The organism is Curtobacterium pomorum (genome assembly GCF_044497295.1).
Lineage (GTDB): Bacteria > Actinomycetota > Actinomycetes > Actinomycetales > Microbacteriaceae > Curtobacterium.
This window is the reverse complement of record NZ_CP172409.1, coordinates 925,809-947,461: the sequence shown is the minus strand read 5'-3', so window position 1 is coordinate 947,461 and position 21,653 is coordinate 925,809. Positions and strand designations below refer to the sequence as shown.

General features: G+C 71.5%; 19 protein-coding genes. 5 read left to right on the top strand and 14 right to left on the bottom strand.

Annotated elements, in window-relative coordinates; genetic code table 11:
- Positions 1-249: 249 nt before the first annotated feature.
- The 9 genes from ACGH48_RS04590 to ACGH48_RS04550 form a co-directional block, all read right to left on the bottom strand.
- Complete coding sequence (locus tag ACGH48_RS04590; RefSeq protein WP_396290360.1) at positions 250-1,161, bottom strand: hypothetical protein; 912 nt, start codon at positions 1,159-1,161, stop codon at positions 250-252.
- 16 nt (positions 1,162-1,177) lie between these two features.
- Complete coding sequence (gene manD, locus ACGH48_RS04585) at positions 1,178-2,530, bottom strand: D-mannonate dehydratase ManD (protein ID WP_396290359.1); 1,353 nt, start codon at positions 2,528-2,530, stop codon at positions 1,178-1,180.
- The gene (locus ACGH48_RS04580) at positions 2,527-3,816 is read right to left on the bottom strand and encodes a mannitol dehydrogenase family protein (protein ID WP_396290358.1); all 1,290 of its coding nucleotides are present in this window, start codon (positions 3,814-3,816) and stop codon (positions 2,527-2,529) included. The genes manD and ACGH48_RS04580 overlap by 4 nt, the downstream gene beginning before the upstream one ends.
- On the bottom strand, positions 3,813-4,700 hold the full coding sequence (locus ACGH48_RS04575) for a sugar phosphate isomerase/epimerase family protein (RefSeq protein WP_396290357.1): 888 nt from the start codon (positions 4,698-4,700) through the stop codon (positions 3,813-3,815). The genes ACGH48_RS04580 and ACGH48_RS04575 overlap by 4 nt, the downstream gene beginning before the upstream one ends.
- Positions 4,697-5,902: a Gfo/Idh/MocA family protein gene (locus ACGH48_RS04570; RefSeq protein WP_396290356.1), complete on the bottom strand. Its 1,206-nt coding sequence runs from the start codon at positions 5,900-5,902 to the stop codon at positions 4,697-4,699. Before ACGH48_RS04570 ends, ACGH48_RS04575 begins: the two co-directional genes overlap by 4 nt.
- Positions 5,899-6,738, bottom strand: a complete 840-nt coding sequence (locus ACGH48_RS04565) for a sugar phosphate isomerase/epimerase (RefSeq protein WP_123313254.1) — start codon at positions 6,736-6,738, stop codon at positions 5,899-5,901. Before ACGH48_RS04565 ends, ACGH48_RS04570 begins: the two co-directional genes overlap by 4 nt.
- Before the next feature lie 85 nt (positions 6,739-6,823).
- Complete coding sequence (locus ACGH48_RS04560; RefSeq protein WP_221180561.1) at positions 6,824-7,783, bottom strand: carbohydrate ABC transporter permease; 960 nt, start codon at positions 7,781-7,783, stop codon at positions 6,824-6,826.
- Positions 7,780-8,802: a carbohydrate ABC transporter permease gene (locus ACGH48_RS04555; RefSeq protein ID WP_123313253.1), complete on the bottom strand. Its 1,023-nt coding sequence runs from the start codon at positions 8,800-8,802 to the stop codon at positions 7,780-7,782. Before ACGH48_RS04555 ends, ACGH48_RS04560 begins: the two co-directional genes overlap by 4 nt.
- Positions 8,802-10,157, bottom strand: coding sequence for an ABC transporter substrate-binding protein (locus tag ACGH48_RS04550; protein ID WP_396290355.1), 1,356 nt, complete (start codon positions 10,155-10,157; stop codon positions 8,802-8,804). Before ACGH48_RS04550 ends, ACGH48_RS04555 begins: the two co-directional genes overlap by 1 nt.
- Positions 10,158-10,279: 122 nt before the next feature.
- Here ACGH48_RS04550 and ACGH48_RS04545 point away from each other — a divergent pair, with 122 nt between their 5' ends.
- From ACGH48_RS04545 to ACGH48_RS04535, 3 genes are all read left to right on the top strand, one after another.
- Complete coding sequence (locus tag ACGH48_RS04545; RefSeq protein ID WP_396290354.1) at positions 10,280-11,341, top strand: LacI family DNA-binding transcriptional regulator; 1,062 nt, start codon at positions 10,280-10,282, stop codon at positions 11,339-11,341.
- 64 nt (positions 11,342-11,405) lie between these two features.
- Positions 11,406-12,854 (top strand): glucuronate isomerase, encoded by a 1,449-nt coding sequence (gene uxaC, locus ACGH48_RS04540; RefSeq protein ID WP_396290352.1) that lies wholly within the window; start codon positions 11,406-11,408, stop codon positions 12,852-12,854.
- 62 nt (positions 12,855-12,916) lie between these two features.
- A complete protein-coding gene (locus ACGH48_RS04535) occupies positions 12,917-13,516 on the top strand; it encodes a class I SAM-dependent methyltransferase (RefSeq protein WP_396290351.1) in 600 nt (199 codons plus the stop codon).
- Positions 13,517-13,622: 106 nt separating this feature from the next.
- On the opposite strand, the gene ACGH48_RS04530 is transcribed toward ACGH48_RS04535, so the two are convergent.
- The gene (locus ACGH48_RS04530; RefSeq protein ID WP_396290350.1) at positions 13,623-14,162 is read right to left on the bottom strand and encodes a gluconokinase; all 540 of its coding nucleotides are present in this window, start codon (positions 14,160-14,162) and stop codon (positions 13,623-13,625) included.
- 109 nt (positions 14,163-14,271) lie between these two features.
- Here ACGH48_RS04530 and gndA point away from each other — a divergent pair, with 109 nt between their 5' ends.
- Positions 14,272-15,729, top strand: coding sequence for an NADP-dependent phosphogluconate dehydrogenase (gndA, locus tag ACGH48_RS04525; RefSeq protein ID WP_123672992.1), 1,458 nt, complete (start codon positions 14,272-14,274; stop codon positions 15,727-15,729).
- A gap of 78 nt (positions 15,730-15,807) precedes the next feature.
- Here gndA and ACGH48_RS04520 read toward each other — a convergent pair whose 3' ends face one another.
- Positions 15,808-16,515 (bottom strand): hypothetical protein, encoded by a 708-nt coding sequence (locus ACGH48_RS04520; protein WP_148061771.1) that lies wholly within the window; start codon positions 16,513-16,515, stop codon positions 15,808-15,810.
- 107 nt (positions 16,516-16,622) lie between these two features.
- Here ACGH48_RS04520 and ACGH48_RS04515 point away from each other — a divergent pair, with 107 nt between their 5' ends.
- Entirely contained in the window at positions 16,623-18,248 is a 1,626-nt protein-coding gene (locus tag ACGH48_RS04515) for a molybdopterin-dependent oxidoreductase (protein WP_396290349.1), read from the top strand.
- Positions 18,249-18,407: 159 nt separating this feature from the next.
- Here ACGH48_RS04515 and ACGH48_RS04510 read toward each other — a convergent pair whose 3' ends face one another.
- From ACGH48_RS04510 to glmU, 3 genes are all read right to left on the bottom strand, one after another.
- A complete protein-coding gene (locus ACGH48_RS04510) occupies positions 18,408-19,187 on the bottom strand; it encodes a putative protein N(5)-glutamine methyltransferase (RefSeq protein ID WP_396290347.1) in 780 nt (259 codons plus the stop codon).
- Complete coding sequence (locus ACGH48_RS04505; protein WP_123313244.1) at positions 19,184-20,161, bottom strand: ribose-phosphate diphosphokinase; 978 nt, start codon at positions 20,159-20,161, stop codon at positions 19,184-19,186. Before ACGH48_RS04505 ends, ACGH48_RS04510 begins: the two co-directional genes overlap by 4 nt.
- Before the next feature lie 61 nt (positions 20,162-20,222).
- Positions 20,223-21,650 (bottom strand): bifunctional UDP-N-acetylglucosamine diphosphorylase/glucosamine-1-phosphate N-acetyltransferase GlmU, encoded by a 1,428-nt coding sequence (glmU, locus tag ACGH48_RS04500; RefSeq protein ID WP_396290346.1) that lies wholly within the window; start codon positions 21,648-21,650, stop codon positions 20,223-20,225.
- Positions 21,651-21,653 lie beyond the last annotated feature (3 nt).

Sequence of the window (21,653 nt, the reverse complement as noted above, 5' to 3'; positions counted from 1 at the left end):
GTGCGCCGCGCGCCACGCTCCCGACCACCCGCGCAGTGGCTGCGGGCGATCGGGGCGTCGGCGATGATGCGAGTCCTGTACCCGGGGCGCCCCGTGCTGATGCGGAGGCGGCTCCCGACGGACCATCGCCGGCCCGAAGCATGGTGCCCGAGATTAGACCGCTCCAACGCTCCCCGTCAAGAACGACAACTGTTGTGTAACGATCCGGGCAGCGGAGCGAGCGCGGAGGGCGTTCCCGGCGTACTGGAGTCAGCGACCGAGGCTGCGCCGGTGCTCCTGCGCGGCCGCCAGCAGCTCGCGGGCGTCGTTGCTCGCGGCCTCGGCGGCGTCACGAGCACGTTCGAGGGCCTCGGTCTCCGCGGCCGCCCGGTCGAGTTCGCGCTGCAGGTCGGCCCGGCGTTCCTCGGCCGCCTCGAGGTCCGCCTCCGCGGCGTCGAGCGCCGCATCGGCGTCCCGCGACTCGCTCCGGGCGGCGGTCTCCGCCTGGCGCGCGGCCTTCCGGTCGGCGGCCGGGTCACGCTCCGGCTCCGGCTCGGCGTCCGGCTCCGGTCGGTCCGGTGGTGCGGTCTCCGTCGACCGGGAGGCACGGCTCGCCTTCCGCGCGCCCCTCGCCCGGGTGATCGGGATGGGCGGGGCATCGCTGCCGGACCAGGCGTCCGGCACCGCGTCCGGGTCCGCGAGCGCCCCGTCCAGGTCGACCGCGTCGAACCCCACGCTCTCCAACGGCGTCACGAGCAGCCCCGAGCGCACGGCGGCTCCGGCGTGCGGGTCGGCCATCGCGGCCTCGATCGTCGCGCGCACCTGGTCGAGCACGGCCGACGTCGCGGGGTGTCCGGCGTCCGAGGCGAGGTCGGCCCCGGCCTGCGCCAGGGCCTCGATCACCTCGGAGCGTTGCTGTCGGAGCGTCCGGATCTCACCGGGGTCGGCGTCGGCCTGGGCCTTGCGGAGGGCTGGCCCGAGGTCGACCGCGTCGTCGAGGGCGCCGTCGTGCGCGAGCAGGTCCACGACCCACGCTGCCGGTGCGGGCTTCCGGAGCTTCCCGATCGCCGCCGCCAGGTCGCGGTCGTCCTTCCGCACCGCACGCTGGCGGGCCGTGCGCTCGGCGACGAAGTCCCCCGGCGCGACGAGCAGCAGCTCCCTGGCGACGTCCGCGAACTCCATGCCCCCAGCTTGCCCGCTACCAGTCGTGGACGGTGCCGTCGGCCAGGCGGTTGAACGGCAGGTAGGCCTGCTCGTACGGGTACTTGCCGGCCTCGTCGACGTCGAGGCTGACCCCGAGGCCGGGCTCGTCACCGGGGTGCAGGTAGCCGTCCGTGAAGGTGAAGGTCTGCTGGAACACCTGGTTCGTCTGCGGCCCGTGCTGCATGTACTCCTGGATGCCGAAGTTGTGGATCGCCATCCCGAGGTGCATCTGCGCGGCGAGGCCGACGGGCGAGATGTCGGTCGGCCCGTGGAACCCGGACTTGATCTGGTACATCGCGGCGTAGTCCATCGTCTTCCGGAGCGGGGAGATGCCACCCATGTGCGTGACGGCCCCGCGGACGTAGTCGATGAGCTGGTCGCGGATGATGTCCTTGAAGTCCCAGATGGTGTTGAAGACCTCGCCGATCGCGAGCGGTGTGGTGGTGTGCTGCCGGACGAGCTTCAGGGCTTCCTGGTTCTCGGCCGGGGTGCAGTCCTCGAGCCAGAACAGGTCGTACGGCTCGAGGGACTTGCCGAGCTTCGCGGCCTGCAGCGGGGTCATCCGGTGGTGGCCGTCGTGCAGCAGCGGCAGTTCGGGTCCGAACTCGTTGCGCACGGCTTCGAACACGGTGGGCACGTGGCGCAGGTAGGCGCGGGTGTCCCAGTCCTCCATGGCGGGGAAGGCGCCGCGCTGCGCCGGCTCGAAGTCGTACCGGACGCCCTCGTTGCCCTCGGTGGTCTTGTTCGACGCGATGCCGTAGATGCTCTCGAGGCCCGGGACGCCGGTCTGCACGCGGATCGAGCGGTAGCCCTCCTCCTGGTGTTCGCGGATCGAGTCGAACAGTTCGGGGAGTTCCTTGCCCGAGGCGTGCCCGTACGCCATCAGCCCGGTGCGCGAGGCCCCGCCGAGCAGCTGGTACAGCGGCATGCCGGCGACCTTGGCCTTGATGTCCCAGAGCGCCATGTCGACGGATGCGATGGCGGCCATCGTGACGGGGCCGCGGCGCCAGTACGACGAGCGGTAGAGGAACTGCCAGGCGTCCTCGATGCGGCTGGCGTCGCGGCCGATCAGCAGCGGCACGACGTGCTCGGACAGGTAGGCGGCGACGCCGAGCTCGCGGCCGTTCAACGTCGCGTCGCCGAGGCCGGTGACGCCGTCGGCGGTCGTGATCTTCAGCGTCACGAAGTTCCGGTTCGGGCTGGTGACGATGACCTCGGCGCGCTCGATGAGCTGGCCGCGGTCGGCCGACGCCCACGTGTCCGGACGCCCGGAGGTCTGCCCGGTCGCCGCGCCGGTGTCGGCGGCGCCCGGCACCGGGGCCGCGGGGTTCGTGGTGGTGTCGGTCATGCGTGGACTCCTTCGTCGGTGCTGCTGGTGGTGCGTGCGGCGGTGCTCGCCGCCCGGATGTCGTCGGCCGCCGCGGTGATCGCGTCGACCACGGCGGTGGTGTCGAGGTCGGGGGCGATGCCGCGCAGCACGTCGTGCACGTCCGAGTCTGCCCCGGGGGCTCCGTCGTCGTCCACGAGGTCCGGCTGCGTCGTGACGTGGAGCCACCACGCTGCGATCGCCGTCGCGGCGCCGGGCCCGATGCCCGCGGACGGGTCGCGCTCGAGCCGGTGCCGCACGACGTCGACGACCCGGACGGGCAGCTTCTGCGACCCGCCGGAGGCGATCTGCCGCAGGGTGTGCCGGATGCGGGGGTTCGCGAACCGGTCCACCAGGGCGGCGCGGGCGGCGGCGACCTCGTCGGCGGGCAGCGGCAGTTCGCGGGCGGCCTCGTCCCACAGCTGCTCGACGGCGGCCCGGCACACCGGGTCGTCCATCGCCGCGGCGACGGTCTCGTGCCCGCGCTGGAGCCCGAGGTACGCGAGCAGCGAGTGCGAGCCGTTCAGCAGCCAGAGCTTCCGCTGCTCGTACGGGGTGACGTCGTCGACGATGCGCACGCCGGCGGTCTCCCACGCGGGCCGGTCGATGCCGTCGAAGTGGTCCTCGAGCACCCACTCCGCGAACGGCTCGGTGACCACCGGCACCCGGTCCCCGGCGAGCGCTCCCGGCAGGGCGGCGAGGCCCGCGACGTCGGCGTCGGTGGTCGCGGGAGTGATCCGGTCCACCATCGACGACGGGAACGCGACGTTCGCCTCGATCCACGCGCGCAGGTCGGGGTCCGTGGTGGCACCCAGCACGGCTTCGCGCAGCACCGCGCCGTTGTGCGTCAGGTTGTCGAGGCTGACCAGCGCGATGCGCCCGCCGCCGGCCGTCCGACGGGCGTCGAGCCCCGCGACCAACCGGGCCGGGACGTCGGACCCGGACCGGTAGCCCTGCTCGGTGACCGTCAGCGTGACGATGGTCGTCGCCGGCGACGCGACCACGTGCCTCCAGGCCGTGTCGTCGCTGCCCGGGTGGGCGGCCACGATCGTGTCGACCACCTCGGCGTCGTCGCCGGACGCGGCGCGGGTGACCAGCGTGTACCGGCAGTCCTGCGCGGCCAACGCGTCGGCCGCCGCGGGCGAGCGGCCGGTGAAGGCGGTGATGCCCCACGGCTCCCCCGTGGTGTGGGCCGTGTACCAGGCGAGGTGGGCGCGCGCGAACGCACCCACCCCCAGGTGGACGATGCCCGGTCGGCGGTCGGTCATGCCGACACCGGTACGAGGGACCGCAGGTACGCCAGGTTGTCGGCGGTGCGGGCCTCGAGCGGCAGGTCGGTGGAGAAGTCCTCGATGGTGACCCAGCCGTCGTAGCCGACTTGGCGGAGGGCTTCGAGGTACTCGGAGACGGACGCCTGGCCGGTGCGCAACGGTGCCCACTCGTGCTGCCAGATCGTGCTGCCGTCGGCCCGGGTGTCGCCGGTGTCGACCCAGCGTGCGTTCTTCACGTGGGCGTGGGCGAGGTAGGGGCCGAGGAGCTCGAAGGCGGCGAGGTGGTCCTCGTACCCCTCGATGACCAGGTTGCCGAGGTCGTGGATGACCCCGACGTGCTCCGGGTCGAGGCCGTCGACGAGTCGCAGCGCCGCCGAGGCCGAGGGGGTGATGGTCATGTGGTGGAGCTCGACGAGCGCCTTGACGCCGAGCTCGGTCGCCCGGGTCACCGCCCACTCGAGGTCGGCGCGGGTGCGGTCGAAGATCTGCCCGTACGTCTCGCCGGTGCGTTCCTTCTCCTGCCGGTACACCGGCATCGAGACCCGCACCTGCCGGGCGCCGAGCTCGCTCGTGACGCGGAGCATCGTCTCGACGCCCTCGTGGTCCGACGCCTGCTGGTACCCGCCGATGCCCGAGTACTCGAGGCCGGCGGCGTCGGTGATCCGGGCGATCTCGCCGACCTGGTCCTGGATGCCGGTGAACTGCCACGTCGAGGCGTTGCCGGCCCAGAACGAGCGACCGGCGGGCACGACGGTGCCGTCCGCGGGGCGGTCGTCGACGATGCGCCACTCGACGCCGTCCCAGCCCTGGTCGGCCAGCGTCGAAGCGGCCTGCGACGGGGTCCAGTCGGGGGTGGACGCGGTGAACACGGAGAACTTCATCGGGTGGCTCCTTCGGTCGCGGTGTCGGACGTTGCTGCAGCGCCCACCACGGGCACCACGTCGTCGTACTTCCCGTTGATCACGTCGTCGATCCGGACGGGCTGCCCGAGCGTCGCGCTGACGTAGAGCCCGCGGACGGTGGCGAGCGACACGAGGGCCGCGTCGACGGTCACGCCGGGCTCGCGGCCCTCGCGGATCGCGGCGACGATGTCGGTGTACTGCCGACCGTGGCCGGCGGCGAAGTGGTCGGGCTCGGCGGGGCCGCCGACGACGTGCTCCGGCGGGACGACGTCGTCCTTCTGGTCGACGGCGCCCGCGACCGCCGACGCGTTCGCGGTGGTCGACGCGGACTCGAGGGTGGCGGCGTCGGGTGCGATGTGGAAGTAGGCCAGGCGGTCGTCGTCGACGATCGCGGACCCGTGGGTGCCGTACACGGCGTAGCGGGCGGAGAGCCCCGGGTACGCGGCGGTCGTGCAGTGGATGACGCCGAGCGCGCCGCCGGCGAACCGGACGGTGGCGACGGCGGTGTCCTCGACCTCGATGCGGTCGTGCGCGAGCAGCCCGGTCTGCGCCGAGATCTCGACCGGACGGCCGAGCGCCCAGACGAGCAGGTCGACGGTGTGCACGCCCTGGTTCATGACCGCGCCGCCGCCGTCGAGCGCCCAGGTGCCGCGCCAGTCGCCGGAGTCGTAGTAGCCCTGCGACCGGTACCAGGCCACGCTCGCCAGGCCCGAGGTCACGGTGCCGAACCCGCCGTCGTGGGCGGCCGAGGCGACGGCGGCCGAGGCCGGGTCGAACCGGTGCTGGCTGATGACGCTCGTGACCAGGCCACGGTCGCGGGCCGCCGCGGCGAGCGCGGCGATCTGCCGGGCGCGGGGCATCGTGGTGTCGAGGGGCTTCTCGATGACGACGTGCTTGCCGGCGGCCAGGGCGGCCTCGGCGAGCTGCACGTGCATGCCGGACGGCGAGCAGATCGCGACGACGTCGATGTCGGTCTGCTCGATCGCCTCCTCGATGATGGACGTCGTGATGGGGCGGGTGACGCCCATCGCCTCGATCTCGTCGGCGGCGCTCGTGGCGGCCGCGGGGATCGCGTCGACGAGGGCGACGACCTGCAGGTCCGGGTGGTGGACGGCGACCTTGGCGTGGTGGCGTCCGATGACGCCGGCGCCGACGACTGCCAACTTCAGTGGGGTGGTCATCGCAGGGTGACTCCGATCTGGTCGGTGAGGGTGCGGAGGGCACGACCGGCGCGACCGAAGGCCGCGGGGCCGGAGAACCCGCCGAGGGAGGTGAAGTCGCTGAGGTGCGGCTCGAGCGAGGCGTAGCCGGAGTACCCGGCGTCGCGCAGCGCGGTGAGGGTCTGGAGCAGCTCGCCGTCGCCCTCGCCGGCGGGGACCACCGACGAGTCGGCGGCGAGCGCGTCCTTGACCTGCAGGTAGTCGACGTAGGGCGCGAGCTGCGCCCACCCGTCGGTGAACGGCTTGACGCCGCACTGCACGTAGTTCGCGTTGTCCCAGGCCAGGCGGAGTGCCGGGGACCCGACGCTCTCGACGAGGTCGAGCACGCGCGCGGGGACGTCGCCGTAGATGTCCTTCTCGTTCTCGTGCAGCAGGGTCACGCCCTCGCGCTCGGCGAGGTCGGCCAGGGCGCGCATCCGGACGAGGACGTCGTCGCGGACGTCCTCGGGCTGCCGGCCTTCGAAGTAGAACGAGAAGATCCGGATGTTCGTGGTGCCGAGGGCGTGCGCGGCGGCGATCGCGCGGCCGAGCCGTCCGACCTCGTGCTCGACGGGCTCGTCGACGGAGACCTTGCCGATCGGTGAGGCGATGGCGGACACGGTCTGTCCGCGCTCCTCGAGCAGGCGGTGCAGTCCGGCGAGCTGGTCCTCGTCGAGGTCGACGACGTTCACGCCCCAGGCGCTGCGGACCTCGATGGCGCTCGCGCCGAGCGCCTGCAGGACCGCGACCTGGACGACGGGGTCCGCGTCGATCTCGTCGCCGAAACCGGAGAGTTCCCACGTGGGCTGGTCGGTCATGGTGTCCTTTCGTGTCGGACGGGAGGCACGTGGCGGGGCCGCCACGGGCCTCCAGTCCGGTTCTGGGTTGCGGTGACTGCCGCGCTCACTTGACGGAACCGGCCGTCAAACCGCCCACCAGGTAGCGCTGGAAGATGAGGTACAGGGCGACGACCGGCACCGCGCAGACGATCGAGGCGGCCATCATCTGGCCGTAGATCGGGACCGCGCCGCCCTCCTGCGTGGTGCCGAGCACCTGCAGGACCACGGCCACCGTCCGGGTGTTCGGGGTCGTCATGATCGTGGAGAACAGGACGTCGTTCCAGCCGAGCAGGAAGGCGAAGATCGCGGAGACGACGATGCCGGGCCACGACAGCGGCAGGACGATCTTCGTCAGGATCTTGGTGCTCGAGGCGCCGTCGATGCGCGCCGCTTCCTCGAGTTCCTTCGGCAGGCCACGCAGGTAGGTGACCATCACCCAGGTCGAGAACGGCAGGGCGAACGTCAGGTAGGTGACGAACAGGCCCCAGCGGGTGCCGATGATCTGTACGCCCGTGGCGCTGGCGATGTTCGAGAAGACGACGAACACGGGCAGGAGCAGGAGCGTGCCGGGGATCGACTGCAGGGCGAGGAGCCCGCGCAGGATGGTCAGGCGCCCGAGGAACCGGAACCGCACCAGCACGTAGGCGGTGGACACGGCGAGCGCGGCACTCGCGATGGCGACCGCGCCGGCGGTGAGCATCGAGTTGACCAGCCCCTCGCCGAGGGCGACCGTCGACCAGATCTCGACGTAGTTCGACAGCGTGAACTCGGACGGGAAGTACTCGCCACGGGCGACCGCGACGTCCGAGTTCACCGATCCGAACAGGATGTACAGGACCGGGACGGCGATGAACGCGATGATGACGGCGATCACCACGATGAGCAGCCAGCGGGGCAGGAGCCGGGTGACGTCGGTGTCGTACGGACGCTTGCTCCGTCTCCCGCCGCTGCTGGTCGTGATGCTCTCGGTGAGCGTCGCGGTGGGGCGGGTGCGGGTGCTGAAGGACGTGCTCGGGGTGGTCATGCGCGTGCTCCGTCGATGTCGGCGGCGGTCGGGGCGGCGGCGAGCGTCGCGCGGTCGGCGCGACGCTGCTTCCGGTTGGGGCCGGCGTCGTCACCGGTGTCGAGCTTCACGGCCCGCAGGTAGACGAACAGCGGGATGGCGACGATCACGAGCGAGCAGATCGCCATGGCCGCGGACAGGCCGAAGCGGAACGACTGGAAGCTCGCGATGTACGTCAGGACGGGCATGACCTCGACGCTCGACGGCAGCGGGATGCCGAACAGCACGAACGGCAGCGTGAAGTTGTTGATGTTGTGCAGGATCGAGATGATCACCGCAAGGCTGAGCGGCCCGCGCAGGTACGGGAAGATGATGTAGCGGAGCTTCGCCCACCAGGTCACCCCGTCGAGCGCGGCGGCCTCGTGCACCTCGTTGTCCACCGCCTGCAGTCCGGCCAGCGACAGCAGGTAGACGAACGGCCAGCTCGTCCAGATCATCACGCCGGCGAGCGCCCAGTACGACGCGGAGCCGTTCAACCAGAGCACGTCGGTGTGCAGGATCGAGTTCACGACGCCCTGCGGCTGCAGCATCGTGCGGAAGAACGTGCCGACGACGAACGCGGGCAGCACGTAGGGGATCAGGTAGATCGACCGGACGAGGCCGCGCCCCGGGAACCGGTTCTGCGTCGAGATCGCGGCCGCGACACCGATCGGGACGGTGACCGCCGTGACGAGCACGGACAGCGACACCGAGATCCAGATCGAGTGGAGCAGGGGTGAGTTCGTGAAGGCCTCGGTGAAGTTCGCGAAGCCGACGAAGGGGGCGCTGAACCACTGCCGCAGCGTGTACTGGTCCAGGTCGAGCATCGCGATGAAGAAGCCCACCAGGAGCGGCACCACGATGACGGCGAGCATGAGGACGCCGCCGGGGATGAGCATCCAGAGCGGACGCTCCTTCTTGTACAGGGGCGTCTTGCCGGCCGGGCGCACGGGCCGCGGCGGCGCCGCGTCGGTGCGGGGCCGGGTCTGCGTGCTGGTCATCACAGACCTCCGTTCTTCTGACGGTCGAGGGTGGACTGGGCGTCGCGTTGCGCTGCTTCGAGTCGCGCACGGAGCTGGTCGTCGGTGACCTCGCCGCCCTTGAGTGACGGGATCGACTGCACGACGACGTCGACCAGGGCGAGCTGGATGTCGGACCAGGCGCCGGTGAACGCGGTGGGCTTCGACAGGCGGCCGGCGTCGATGATCGGCTTGAGCTGTGGGTTGTCGGCCGCGAGCTGTGCGGCGGCGTCGGCGTTCGTCGGCAGGTTGCCGAACAGGTCGTAGTACTCGAGCTGGGCCTTCGGGGCGCTGAGCTGCTTGACGAAGTCGAACGAGAGGTCCTGCTTCGTGCCGTAGTCGGCCACGACCCAGTTGTCGCCGGACAGGATGCTCGCGGCCTCGATGCCGTCGGCGGTGCGTTCGCTCGCGCCCGGTGGGACGGTGGGGAGCAGGGCGAACTCGTACTTCCCGTCGACCTTCGTGTCCGTGAAGGAGTTGATCGCGGTGGTGGTCGTCATCGGGAAGAACGCGGCCTTGCCCTCGGTGAACTGCGCGAGGGCCTGCGCGTTGTTCCAGCCGATCGCGGCCTTGTCGACGACGCCGTCCTTCGTGACCCAGTCGAAGTAGGTCCGGTACGCGTTCGCGACGGCGTCGCTGTCGATCTCGGCCTTCGAGCCGTCGACGATGGTGTTGCCGGCGTTCTGCGCCATGCCCCACACGAACTTCCACGGGTCGAAACCGTCGGCGTAGGCGATCGCCATGCCGTGGCGGCCGTCACCGGTCGTGGCCTTCGCGTCCTCGGTGAGTTCGTCCCACGTGGTCGGCATGTCGGTGATGCCGGCCTTCGCGAGCAGGTCCTTGTTGACGGCCATGACGAACGGGCGGCTGGCGAAGGGGATCCCGATCTGCTGCGAGTCGCTCGGGCCCGAGATGCCGAACGAGGCCGGGTCGAACTGGTCCTTGCCGCCGATGGCCTTCCACTCCTTCGACCCCATCTCGACGAAGGCGCCGGTGGCGTAGGCGGTCGGGGTGAACGTGGTGCCGATGGCGTAGACGTCGGGGCCCTGACCGGAGATGACGCTGGTCTGGATCGCGGTCAGTTCCTCCTGCGCGGACGAGTAGGTCTCCCACTGGATGTCCGCGCCGGTGGTGCGCTTGAACTCGGCAGCGGTGTCCTGCTGCCACTGCTTGCGCTCCTTTGGGTACGTGGTGTCCGCGCCCATCATCACGCGGAGGGTGTTCGGGTCGTCGCCGCTGCCGTTCACGACGGCGCAGCCCTGCAGGGAGAGAGCGGTGAGGGCGATCACCGCGACGGCACCGACGAGGGTGCGGGGCTTGAGCCGTGTCCTGTTCATCCGGGGGTTTCCTCCTCGAGACCTCCTCCGGGCGGCGCTGCCCGGTGGCACCACTGTTCCGCCGTTGGCAACATCCGGCAACCGGTTGCCACTTGTTGCCAGACGCGAATACGTTCGGCCTCGTGAGCAGCACAGACACGGACGTCGGCGACGCCTCCGGCGCAGGTTTCAGCGCCGCCCGACGCGTGACCATCCGGGACATCGCCGACGCGACCGGCGTGGCACCGTCGACCGTGTCCCGCGCACTCTCGCTCCCCGACCGCGTGAACCACAGCACGCAGGAACGCATCCAGCGGGCGGCCCGCGAACTCGGCTACGTCGCCAACTCGCAGGCACGCGCCCTGACCTCCGGTCGCACCCGCGCCGTGGCCGTGCTCGTCTCCGACATCACGAACCCGTTCTACTTCGACGTCATCCGCGGCACGCAGCACCAGCTCGCCGGTGCCGGCTGGACGCAGTTGCTCGTCGACACCGAGGAGTCCGCCGACGCCGAACTCGCCACCCTGAGCGCGATCGGCGCGAAGGCCGACGGCGTCGTCCTCACCGCGTCCCGCCTGTCCGACGCGCAGATCGCCCGGTTCGCCGAGCGCATCCCGCTCGTCGTCGTGAACCGTCGCCCCGCCGGGGTGCCCTCGGTGCTCATCGACACCCCCGGCGGCGTCGAGCAGGCGGTGCAGCACCTCGTCTCCCTCGGCCACCGCGACGTCCTCTACGTCGCCGGTCCGGACAGCTCGTGGTCGAACGAACGCCGGTGGAAGGCGCTCGTCCGCGTCTCGAAGCGCCTCGGCGTCCGCGTCGCACGCATCGGGCCGCACGCGCCCTTCGTCGACTCCGGAGCAGCTGCCGCCGACGCCGCCGTGCACGCCGGGGCCACCGCCTGCATCGCCTTCAACGACCTGATCGCCATCGGGATGCTCGCGCGGCTGCGGGAACGGGGCGTCCGCGTCCCCGAGGACATGAGCATCGTCGGCTGCGACGACATCTTCGGCGCCGACTTCTGCAACCCGCCGCTCACCACGATGACCTCGCCCATCGAACGCGCCGGCCGGGTCGCGATCCGGATGCTGCTCGGCCGCCTCGGCGCGATCCCCGCCGACGAGCTGCCCGGTGAGCACATGACCGGCGCCGTCGCGCTGCCCACGCACCTGACCGTCCGGGAGTCGACGGGTCCCGCGCCCGCCTGACGCCGGCGCTCGCCCGCAGCACCCGCCGTCCCCGCCGTCCCCGCCGTCCCCGAAGGAGTCGATGATGACCCAGACCAACACCGCCACCCGTCTCGCCCCGCACCCCGACCGGCTGCTCCCCGCCGACCCCGGTGCACGCCGGGTGGCACGGACCGTCTACGACACGGTCAAGGACGCGCCGATCATCTCTCCCCACGGCCACGTCGACGCGGCGCTCATCGCCGCGGACCAGCCGTTCAGCGACCCGGCGTCGCTGCTCATCACGCCCGACCACTACGTGCTCCGGTTGCTGCACGCGAACGGGGTGGACCTGGCCGCGCTGGGACGCACCGACCTGTCCGCGACCGGCACCGTGCCTCTCGAACCGGACGGCCGTGCCGTCTGGCGGAACCTGGCGGACCACTGGGACGACTTCCTCGGCACCCCCGTGCGCTACTGGTTCGAGACCGAGCTGCACGACGTCTTCGGGCTGACGGAGCAGCCGTCAGCGGCGAACGCCGACGCGCAGTACGACCGCATCGCCGCCCTGCTGGCGTCGCCCGCGTTCCGCCCGCGCGCCCTGTTCGACACCTTCGGCATCGAGGTCCTCGCCACCACCGACGGCCCAGCCGACGACCTCGCTGCGCATGCGCAGCTCGCCGCCGACCCCGCGTTCACCGGCCGGGTGGTCCCCACGTTCCGCGCGGACGCCGTGTTCGACCCCACCCGGCCGGACTGGAGGCCCGTGGTCGATGCCGTCGGACAGGCCGCCGGCATCGACACCGGCACCCACGCAGGGCTGTTGGCAGCACTGCGCGCACGTCGCCAGTACTTCATCGAGCACGGCGCGACCGCCACGGACACGGGGGTGCTCGACGCAGGCTCCGCTCCCCTGTCGTCCGCCGAGCGGGAACGCATCCACACGGCTGCACTGGGCGACCCGTCGTCGCTCACCGAGGCCGAGGCGACGGCGTACCGGCACGACATGCTCTACCGCTGGGCCGAGATGAGCGTCGAGGACGGCCTCGTCATGCAGCTGCACCCCGGCGTGATCCGGAACCACCACACGCCGACGCTCGAGCGGTTCGGACCGGACACCGGTCACGACCTGCCCGCAGTCGGCTCGTTCACCACGCCCCTGCGGCCGTTGCTCGAGGCCTTCGGGACCGCCCCGGGCTTCCACCTCGTGCTGTTCACCGTCGACGAGACCGTGTTCTCGCGCGAGATCGGTCCGCTCGCCGGCTTCTACCCCGCCGTGTACGCCGGTGCACCGTGGTGGTTCATCGACACCCCGGCGGCGATCGGGCGGTACCGTTCCGCGATCACCGACTCGGCGTCGTTCACGAAGACCTCGGGCTTCATCGACGACACGCGGGCGTACTGCTCCATCCCCGCGCGGCACGACATGGCGCGGCGGGCGGATGCGGCGTACCTGGCGTCGCTCGTCGTGACGCACGAGATCTCCGAGGAGGACGCGGTCCGCACGGCGGGGCGCATCGTGTCCGACATCCCGAAGGCCACGTTCAAGCTGTAGGGGCGGCGCGGGTGCTGCCGCGTGGTGCGAGGTGAGGCAGCCGAGGCGGTACGGTCGGGCGCATGACGGAGCGGGTGACGGCTGCCTACAGCGCTCGCGCTGAGGAGTACGCGGCAGCGCTCGGGTCGATGGACGCCGTCCACCCCGACGACCGCGCGCTCGTCGACGCCTGGGCAGCGGGTCGCCGAGGTCTGCTGGTCGACGCCGGGTGCGGCCCCGGTCACTGGACGGCGCACCTGGCTCGGAACGGGCACCGGGTCATCGGGATCGACGCCGTGCCGGAGTTCGTCGAGCACGGACGACGGACGCACACTGCCTCTGTCGACTTCCGGGACGGATCGCTCGATGCGCTGCCGCTCGCGGACGGCAGCGTCGGCGGAGTCCTCGCCTGGTACTCGGTGATCCACCACGAACCCTCGCGGGTCGGCGTGCCACTGGACGAGTTCCGGCGGGTGCTCGCCCCCGGCGGTGGGCTCCTGCTCGGGTTCTTCGAGGGCCCCGCGGTCGAGGCCTTCGACCACGCGGTCGTCACCGCGTACCGCTGGCCGGTCGTGTCCCTGGCAGCGCGGCTGGACGAAGCGGGCTTCGACGTGGTGGACGTCCACACCCGGACGGCACCGGAGCACCGACCGCACGGGGCGATCAGCGCGGTGCGCCGCTGACGGATCCCGCCGCCCGTGCCTCCCAGCCGGGGTGTCCCGCGAAGCCGTCTGCACGGTGCGAGGTTCGTCGCCCGGCGCGAGGTGGGCGGTTCCGTGCTGGGGCAGCTCAGGCGGAGGTGACGACGAGCGCAGCCACGATGTCCCGCACCGTGGCGTCGACCGAACCATCGATGGAGACGTCGACGGCGGCCTCGTCGGGCTGCGGCCGTTCGAGCGTCGCGAACTGGGAGTCGAGCAGCGACGACGGCATGTACTCGTGCTGCCGGTGCGCCTGCCGCTCGGCGATGAGGTCGTGCGAGCCGTCCAGGAACGCGATGACGAGGCCGGGCGCCGACTGCCGGAGCCGATCGCGGTAGACGCGCTTGAGGGCCGAGTTGGCCATGACGCAGCGGCTCCCGGACGCCTCGACGGCCGCGATCTTCGCGGCGCAGGCGTCGAGCCAGGGCCAGCGGTCGTCGTCGGTCAACGGGATGCCCTGCCGCATCTTCTCCTTGTTCGCGGCCGGGTGCAGGTCGTCGGCGTCGACGAACACGGTCGGTTGGCCCTGATCGGCGAGCGCGTCGGCGAGCGCCTGCCCGATCGTGGACTTGCCGGAACCGGAGACGCCCATGACGAGGACGGGTGGGAGGACAGCGGTGTCGGTCATCCCTCCACAGTATTGACGGGGTGAACAGTGGTCCCCAGTTGCCGTAACACCCGTGCGGTCCCAGGGCGCCGACCGTAGGTTGGTCTCACGTCCGGACGAAGGAGACGACGTGGCAGACAGCACTGGTCAGGCGAACATCGGGGTCATCGGCCTCGCCGTCATGGGATCGAACCTCGCACGCAACCTCGCGTCGCGTGAGGGCAACACGGTCGCGGTGTACAACCGCACCTACGCCCGCACCGAAGAACTCATCAAGGAGCACGGCGATGCCGGCTTCATCGCGTCCGAGGACATCGACGGCTTCGTGGCCTCGCTCTCGAAGCCGCGCACGGCGATCATCATGGTGCAGGCCGGCAAGGGCACCGACGCGGTGATCTCGCAGCTCGCCGAGAAGTTCGAGGAAGGCGACATCATCGTCGACGGCGGCAACGCCAACTTCCACGACACGATCCGGCGTGAGCACGACCTGCGCGAGAAGGGTCTCAACTTCGTCGGCACGGGCATCTCCGGTGGTGAAGAGGGCGCGCTCAAGGGTCCGTCGATCATGCCCGGCGGCTCGAAGGAAGCCTGGGAGACCCTCGGGCCGATCCTGAAGTCGATCGCGGCGGTCGCCGAGGGCGAGCCCTGCGTGACCCACATCGGCACCGACGGCGCCGGGCACTTCGTGAAGATGGTGCACAACGGCATCGAGTACGCCGACATGCAGCTCATCGCCGAGTCCTACGACCTGCTCCGCCGCGTCGGGGGGCTCTCCGTCGAGGACCTGGTCAAGGTGTTCCAGGAGTGGAACGGCGGCGACCTCGAGTCCTACCTCATCGAGATCACGGTCGAGGTCCTGAAGCAGCGCGACGCCGACTCGGGCAAGCCCCTCGTCGACGTCATCCGCGACGAAGCGGGCTCCAAGGGCACCGGCGTGTGGACCGTGCAGAACGCGGTCGGTCTCGGCATCCCGGTCTCCGGCATCGGCGAAGCGGTGTTCGCCCGCGCGGTGTCGTCGAAGCCGTCGCAGCGTGCCGCCGTGCAGCAGGCGTTCCCGGACCGGCCCGACATCGCCGAGGTCCCCGACGGCTTCGAGGACGACGTCCGTGCGGCGCTCTACGCCTCCAAGGTCGTCGCCTACGCGCAGGGCTTCGACCTGATCATCGCCGGGGCCAAGGAGTACGGCTGGGACATCAACCTCGGCAACGTGGCGAAGATCTGGCGCGGTGGCTGCATCATCCGCGCGCAGTTCCTCAACCGGATCGTCGAGGCGTACGACAAGAACCCGGAGCTCGAGTCGCTGCTGGTGGACCCGTACTTCGCCAACGCCGTGCAGGAGGGCGAAGCCGCCTGGCGTCGCATCGTCGGGATCGCCGCCGCGTCGGGGATTCCCGCTCCGGGCTTCTCGTCAGCGCTGTCGTACTTCGACTCGCTCGCGTCCGAGCGGCTGCCCGCCTCGCTGATCCAGGGGCAGCGCGACTTCTTCGGGGCGCACACGTACCAGCGCATCGACAAGGACGGCACCTTCCACACGCTGTGGTCCGACGACGACCGCCGTGAGGTCGACCAGGAACCGTCCACCCACTAGACCGCGGCACGACCGCACCCTCGAAGGGCCCCGCCGATCGGCGGGGCCCTTCCCACGTCCGACCGCGATCGGCTCGATTCAGGCGACGATGCGCTCGCGCGCGAGGTCGGCGACGAGCCGGTCCAACCGCGGCCCGCGGCCGAGCAGTCGACGGGCGCCGGGAGCGGTCCGCACGAAGAAGGTCGCGACCGCGGGGGTGTCGTCCGGCCGGACGTAGTGGATCGCGACCGCGCACGCCCGTCGACCGTCGGCGCGGTCGCCGTCTCCGTGGACGTCCTCGATCCCGACGTGCACGACCCGGCTCCACCGGATCACGAGCAACCGTGTGGCCTTGCGGTCCTCGAGTTCCCACAGCGACGCCTCGGTCGCCCCGAACGCCCAGGTCACCCGTGGTCCGAGGCTCGCCTCCGGCCGGACCTCGGCGATCGCGTCACGCAGTTCGGTCGTCGGAGCCGCCGGAACGAGCCAGACAGTGGGGTCGATGCGGCGGATTGCGAGAGCGAGGGCCTCGTCGGCGTGTCGGCGTCGCACCGCAGCGGCGCGGACGACCGCGACCACGATGACCGTGACGCCCAGCGCGATCGCGCCGAACTCGACGATCCCGAACCACGACAGATCGACCTCGGGCGCCGTGGAGACGACGACGACCCGTGCGGTGACGAGCGCCGCCCAGATGCCGACGATCACCCACCGCAACGTGGACAGCCGCTGCGCGGCCGACATCGGCGTGCGCTCGGGGCGGCGGGCGCGACCGGGGCGCGGAACGGGATCTGGACGCCTCGGCACACCCCGATCCTCGCACGGCCCGATCGGCAGGTGCTGGCCGGGGTCGGTGAACGCCCGGGGAACCGCACGCACAGGCCACGAGCGGGCGGGCGACCTACGCTCGGGCGGTGACCACCGAACGCACCACGGACGTCCCGACGCCGGGCGACCCATCGACGGACCAGCACACGGCCGGTGTCCCGCTGCGCCGGCCCGCGGTCCTCGCTGCGGCCGTCGGTCTCGTGGCTGCCGCGGCCTTCCTCGGGATCGCCGAGTTCGGCGCGCTGCTCCTCGGTGGTGCCGGCAGCCCGCTGGTGGCCGTCGGGTCGGCCGTGATCGACCTCGCCCCCGCGGGCGCCAAGAACCTGATGGTCGCCCTGTTCGGCACCGGCGACAAGGTCGCGCTCTTCGTGCTCATGACCGTCCTGGTCGCCGCGATCAGCGCCGGCGCCGGGGCCCTCGAGCGCGCTCGTCCGCCCTTCGGAGCACTCGTCTTCGCCGTCGGCGGGGTGCTCGCGTTGATCGCGGTCAGCACCCGTTCCGGCAGCGGCACGTTCGACGGCGCCCCGACCGTCTTCGGCGTCGCCGCCGCCGTGATCACCCTGCGGCTGCTGCTGCGTCGGCTCCGGCGCTGGGAGGCCGCCGCAGCCGTCCCGTCGGCGTCACCGCGACCTGCCTCGGCCGAGCGCCGCGCGTTCCTGGTCTGGGGCGTCGCGACCGCAGCGGTGGCGGTCGTGGTGGGCACTGCCTCCAGGGTGGGGTCGTCCGCGATGCAGGCGGTCGCCGCTGCTCGACGAGCCGTCCGCCTGCCCGCGGCGGCGACGCCCGCACCGGCGGTGCCGGGCGGTGCCTCGCTCGACGTCGACGGGATCACGCCGTACGTCACGCCGAACGCCGACTTCTACCGGATCGACACCGCGCTGCGCGTCCCCTCGATCGACCCGGCCGACTGGAGCCTGCGCATCCACGGCGCCGTCGAGCACGAGGTGACGCTGACGTGGGACGAACTGCTGGCACTGCCGCTCGAAGAGCACATGGCCACCCTGAGCTGCGTGTCGAACGAGGTCGGTGGTGACCTGATCGGCAACGCGCTCTGGCTCGGGTACCCGATCCGGGAGCTCCTGGCCCGCGCGAAGCCGACCGGGGACGCTGACATGGTGCTGTCCCGCAGCATCGACGGGTTCACCGCCGGGACGCCGCTCGACGTGCTGCAGGACGAGGGCACGGATGCTCTGCTCGCCATCGGGATGAACGGGGAACCACTGCCGACCGAGCACGGGTTCCCCGCGCGGATGGTCGTGCCCGGGCTGTTCGGCTACGTGTCGGCGACGAAGTGGGTCACCGAGATGGAGGTCACGCGCTTCGCCGACGCGCAGGGCTACTGGACGCCGCGCGGCTGGTCGGAACGCGGGCCCGTGAAGCTCGAGTCCCGCATCGACACCCCGCGGAACGGGACGACCGTCACGGTCGGCGAGCAGGTCGCCATCGCGGGGGTCGCCTGGCAGCCGCACACCGGGGTGAAGGCCGTGCAGGTCCGCGTCGGTTCAGGAGCGTGGCAGCAGGCGGAGCTCGCCGAGTCGGTGTCGGCGGACACCTGGCGCCAGTGGCTGCTGCGGTGGACACCGACCGCGGGGTCGCACCGGATCGAGGTCCGCGCGGTGAGCGCCGACGGCGAGGTCCAGACGAGCGTCGAGCGGCCACCAGCGCCGAACGGTGCGACGGGGTGGGCCACGGTGACGGTGGACGCGAAGTAGGTCGGGCGGGGGCGTGCGACCCGCCGTCTGCGTGTTGTCGAGGTTCCGAAATCTCGGCATGTCGAGCGTTCGAACGGCCATCTGTGCGACCTCGGCGAACCTGAGCGGCGTGTCGCGGCCCCTGAGCGAGCGAGCCGGCAGCGCGGATCGCTCGTTGGGTCAGGCGGGGAGCGTCGCGACGACGCAGGTGCCGTCGACCTCGTCGTCCCGCTCGACCACGGCCGTGAACCCTGCGGCCACGAACGCCGCGACCGACGCATCTGTCTGCGCCACGGACACCTCGATCACGACCGAACCACCGGGGCGCAACCACTCCCTCGCTCCCGCGGCGATCCGCCGGTGCAGGTCCAGGCCGTCCGCCCCACCGTCGAGCGCGACACGGTGCTCGTGCTCCCGCGCCTCGACCGGCATCATCGCGATCGATGCCGTCGGGACGTAGGGGGCGTTCACCGCGACGACGTCGACTGCGCCACGGAACCGATCCGGCAGCGGCGCGAACAGGTCACCGGCGACGACGATCCCACGGTCGCCGATGTTCTCGGCCGCGACGTCGACGGCGTCCGGGTCGATGTCCGTGGCCACGAGGTCGAGTGCGCCGACCCGGCCGAACAACGCCACCGAGATCGCGCCGGCGCCGCAGCACAGATCGACCACGCGGTCGTAGCGCTGCAGCCGACGCGCGGCCTGCTCGACGACGACGGCCGTGCGGGCACGCGGCACGAAGACCCCGGGGGTCACCCGGATGCAGTGTCCGTCGAAGGCGGCCCACCCGAGCACGTACTCGAGCGGCTCACCGGCCAGCCGGCGCTGGACGAGCGAGCGCAGCCGGACGGGCTCGCCGGCTCCGGACTCGAGCAGCAGGTCGGCTTCGTCCTCGGCGAAGACGCTCCCCGCGGCCCGGAGTCGGGCCGCGAGGGCGTCACGCGCGGGATGGGTCAAGCGGCGCCGTCGAACATCGACGTGACGGAACCGTCGTCGAAGACCTCGTGGATGGCGCGGGCCAGGAGCGGGGCGATCGGCAGGATCTCGAGACGGTCCCAGCGCTTCTCGACCGGCACCGGCAGGGTGTCGGTCACGACGACGCGGTCGATGAACTCGCTCTGCAGCAGCTCGGTGGCCGGGTCGGAGAACACGGCGTGCGTCGCGGCGACGACGACGCCGATCGCGCCGGCCTCCTTCAGCGCCTCGGCAGCCTTGGCGATCGTGCGCCCGGTGTCGATCAGGTCGTCGACGAGCAGGCACCAGCGGCCGGAGACGTCGCCGACGATCTCGTGCACCGTGACCTGGTTCGGGACCAGCGGGTCGCGGCGCTTGTGGATGATGGCGAGGGGCGCACCGAGCTTCTCGGACCAGATGTCGGCGACGCGGACGCGGCCCATGTCCGGGGACACGACCGTCAGGATCGACGGGTCGAGGATCTCCTTGAAGTGCTCGAGCAGCACCGGCATGGCGAAGAGGTGGTCCACCGGGCCGTCGAAGAAGCCCTGGATCTGGGCGGCGTGCAGGTCGACGCTCATGATCCGGTGCGCGCCGGCGGCCTTGAACAGGTCGGCGACGAGGCGGGCCGAGATCGGCTCGCGACCGCGGCCCTTCTTGTCCTGACGGGCGTACGGGTAGAAGGGCGCGACGACGGTGATGCGCTTGGCCGAGGCCCGCTTCAGCGCGTCGACGATGATGAGCTGCTCCATGAGCCACTCGTTGATCGGTGCCGTGTGCGACTGGATGACGAACGCGTCGCATCCGCGGACCGACTCGTCGAACCGGACGTACAGCTCACCGTTCGCGAAGGTCCGGGCGTCGGTGGGGACCAGGTCGACGCCGAGTTCCTCTGCGATCTCGGCGGAGAGCGCCGGGTGTGCTCGCCCCGAGACGAGGACGAGTCGTTTCTGGCCGGTTGTCTTGATTCCGGACAAGTGCGGTGCTCACTCCCTGACCCGTGTGGGGTCGATGTCGACGACCGGTGGTCGCCAGGATCTATTCGCCGTTCGCGTGCCGAGCAGCCTCGGCCGCCGGTGTGCCGGGTCGGTGTTCCTCGACCCATCCGTCGGTGTTGCGCTGTGGGGCGTAGCTGATCGCGAGCGATCCGGCCGGGACGTCCTTGCGGACCGTCGTTCCGGCACCCGTGTACGCGCCGTCACCAATCCTAACCGGGGCGACGAAGACGTTGTGCGAGCCGGTGCGGACGTTCGAGCCGACCTCGGTGCGGTGCTTGTGCACGCCGTCGTAGTTCGCGGTGATCGTGTTCGCGCCGATGTTCGAGTCCTCGCCCACCTCGGCGTCGCCGATGTAGGACAGGTGCGGGACCTTGCTGCCACGGCCGATCTTCGCGTTCTTCGTCTCCACGAAGGTGCCGATCTTGCCCTGGTCGCCGAGGATCGTGCCCGGACGCAGGTACGCGAACGGCCCCACCGAGGCGCCGTCGCCGATGACCGCGAGGGTGGCGTCGACCCGGTTCACCGTCGCCCCGGCACCGACCTCGGTGTCGCGCAGCGTGGTGTCCGGCCCGACCACGGCACCGGCGGCGATCGCGGTCGCACCGAGGAGCTGGGTGCCGGGCAGGATCTCGGCGTCCGCCTCGATCGAGACGTCGAGGTCGATCCAGGTGGTCGCCGGGTCCTGCACGGTGACGCCGGCGAGCTGGTGCCGGCGGACGATGCGGGCGTTGAGCTCGCGTGCGGCATCGGAGAGCTGCGCGCGGTCGTTGATGCCGGCGACGAGCCACGAGTCCGTCAGGGTGACCACGTCGATGCGCCCACCTCGGTCGCTGATCAGCGCGGGGGCGTCGGTGATGTACTTCTCGCCCTGCGCGTTCGCCGTGGTGAGCGACGGCAGGACCGCGCGGAGGTGCGTCACGTCGAACGCGTAGATGCCCGCGTTCGCCTCGGCGATGGCCAGCTGTTCGGCCGTCGCGTCCTTGTGCTCGACGACCCCGATGAACGCGCCGTCGGCGTCACGCACGATCCGTCCGAGGCCGGTCGGGTCCGGGGCGATCGCACTGACGAAGGTCGCCCCGTTGCCGCCACGGGCGTGCGCGTCGACGAGCAGGCGGAGCGACGCCGCGTCGAGCAACGGGACGTCGCCGGAGAGCACCACGACGGCACCGTCGAAGTCGGCGGGGAGCGCCTGGACGGCGACCTCGACCGCGCGACCGGTACCGGGGACGTCGTCCTGGTCGACGACGATGGCGTCGGGCGCGCGCTCGGTGATCTCCGCCGCGACGAGGTCACGCTCGTGCCGGACGACCACCGCGACGTGTTCCGGCCCGAGGGACGACGCCGTCCGCAGGACGTGGGCGATGAGCGGGAGCCCGGCGAGCCGGTGCAGCACCTTGGGGGTGGACGACTTCATGCGCGTGCCCTGCCCGGCGGCGAGGACGACGACGGCGATGCGCTGGTCGGTCATGGG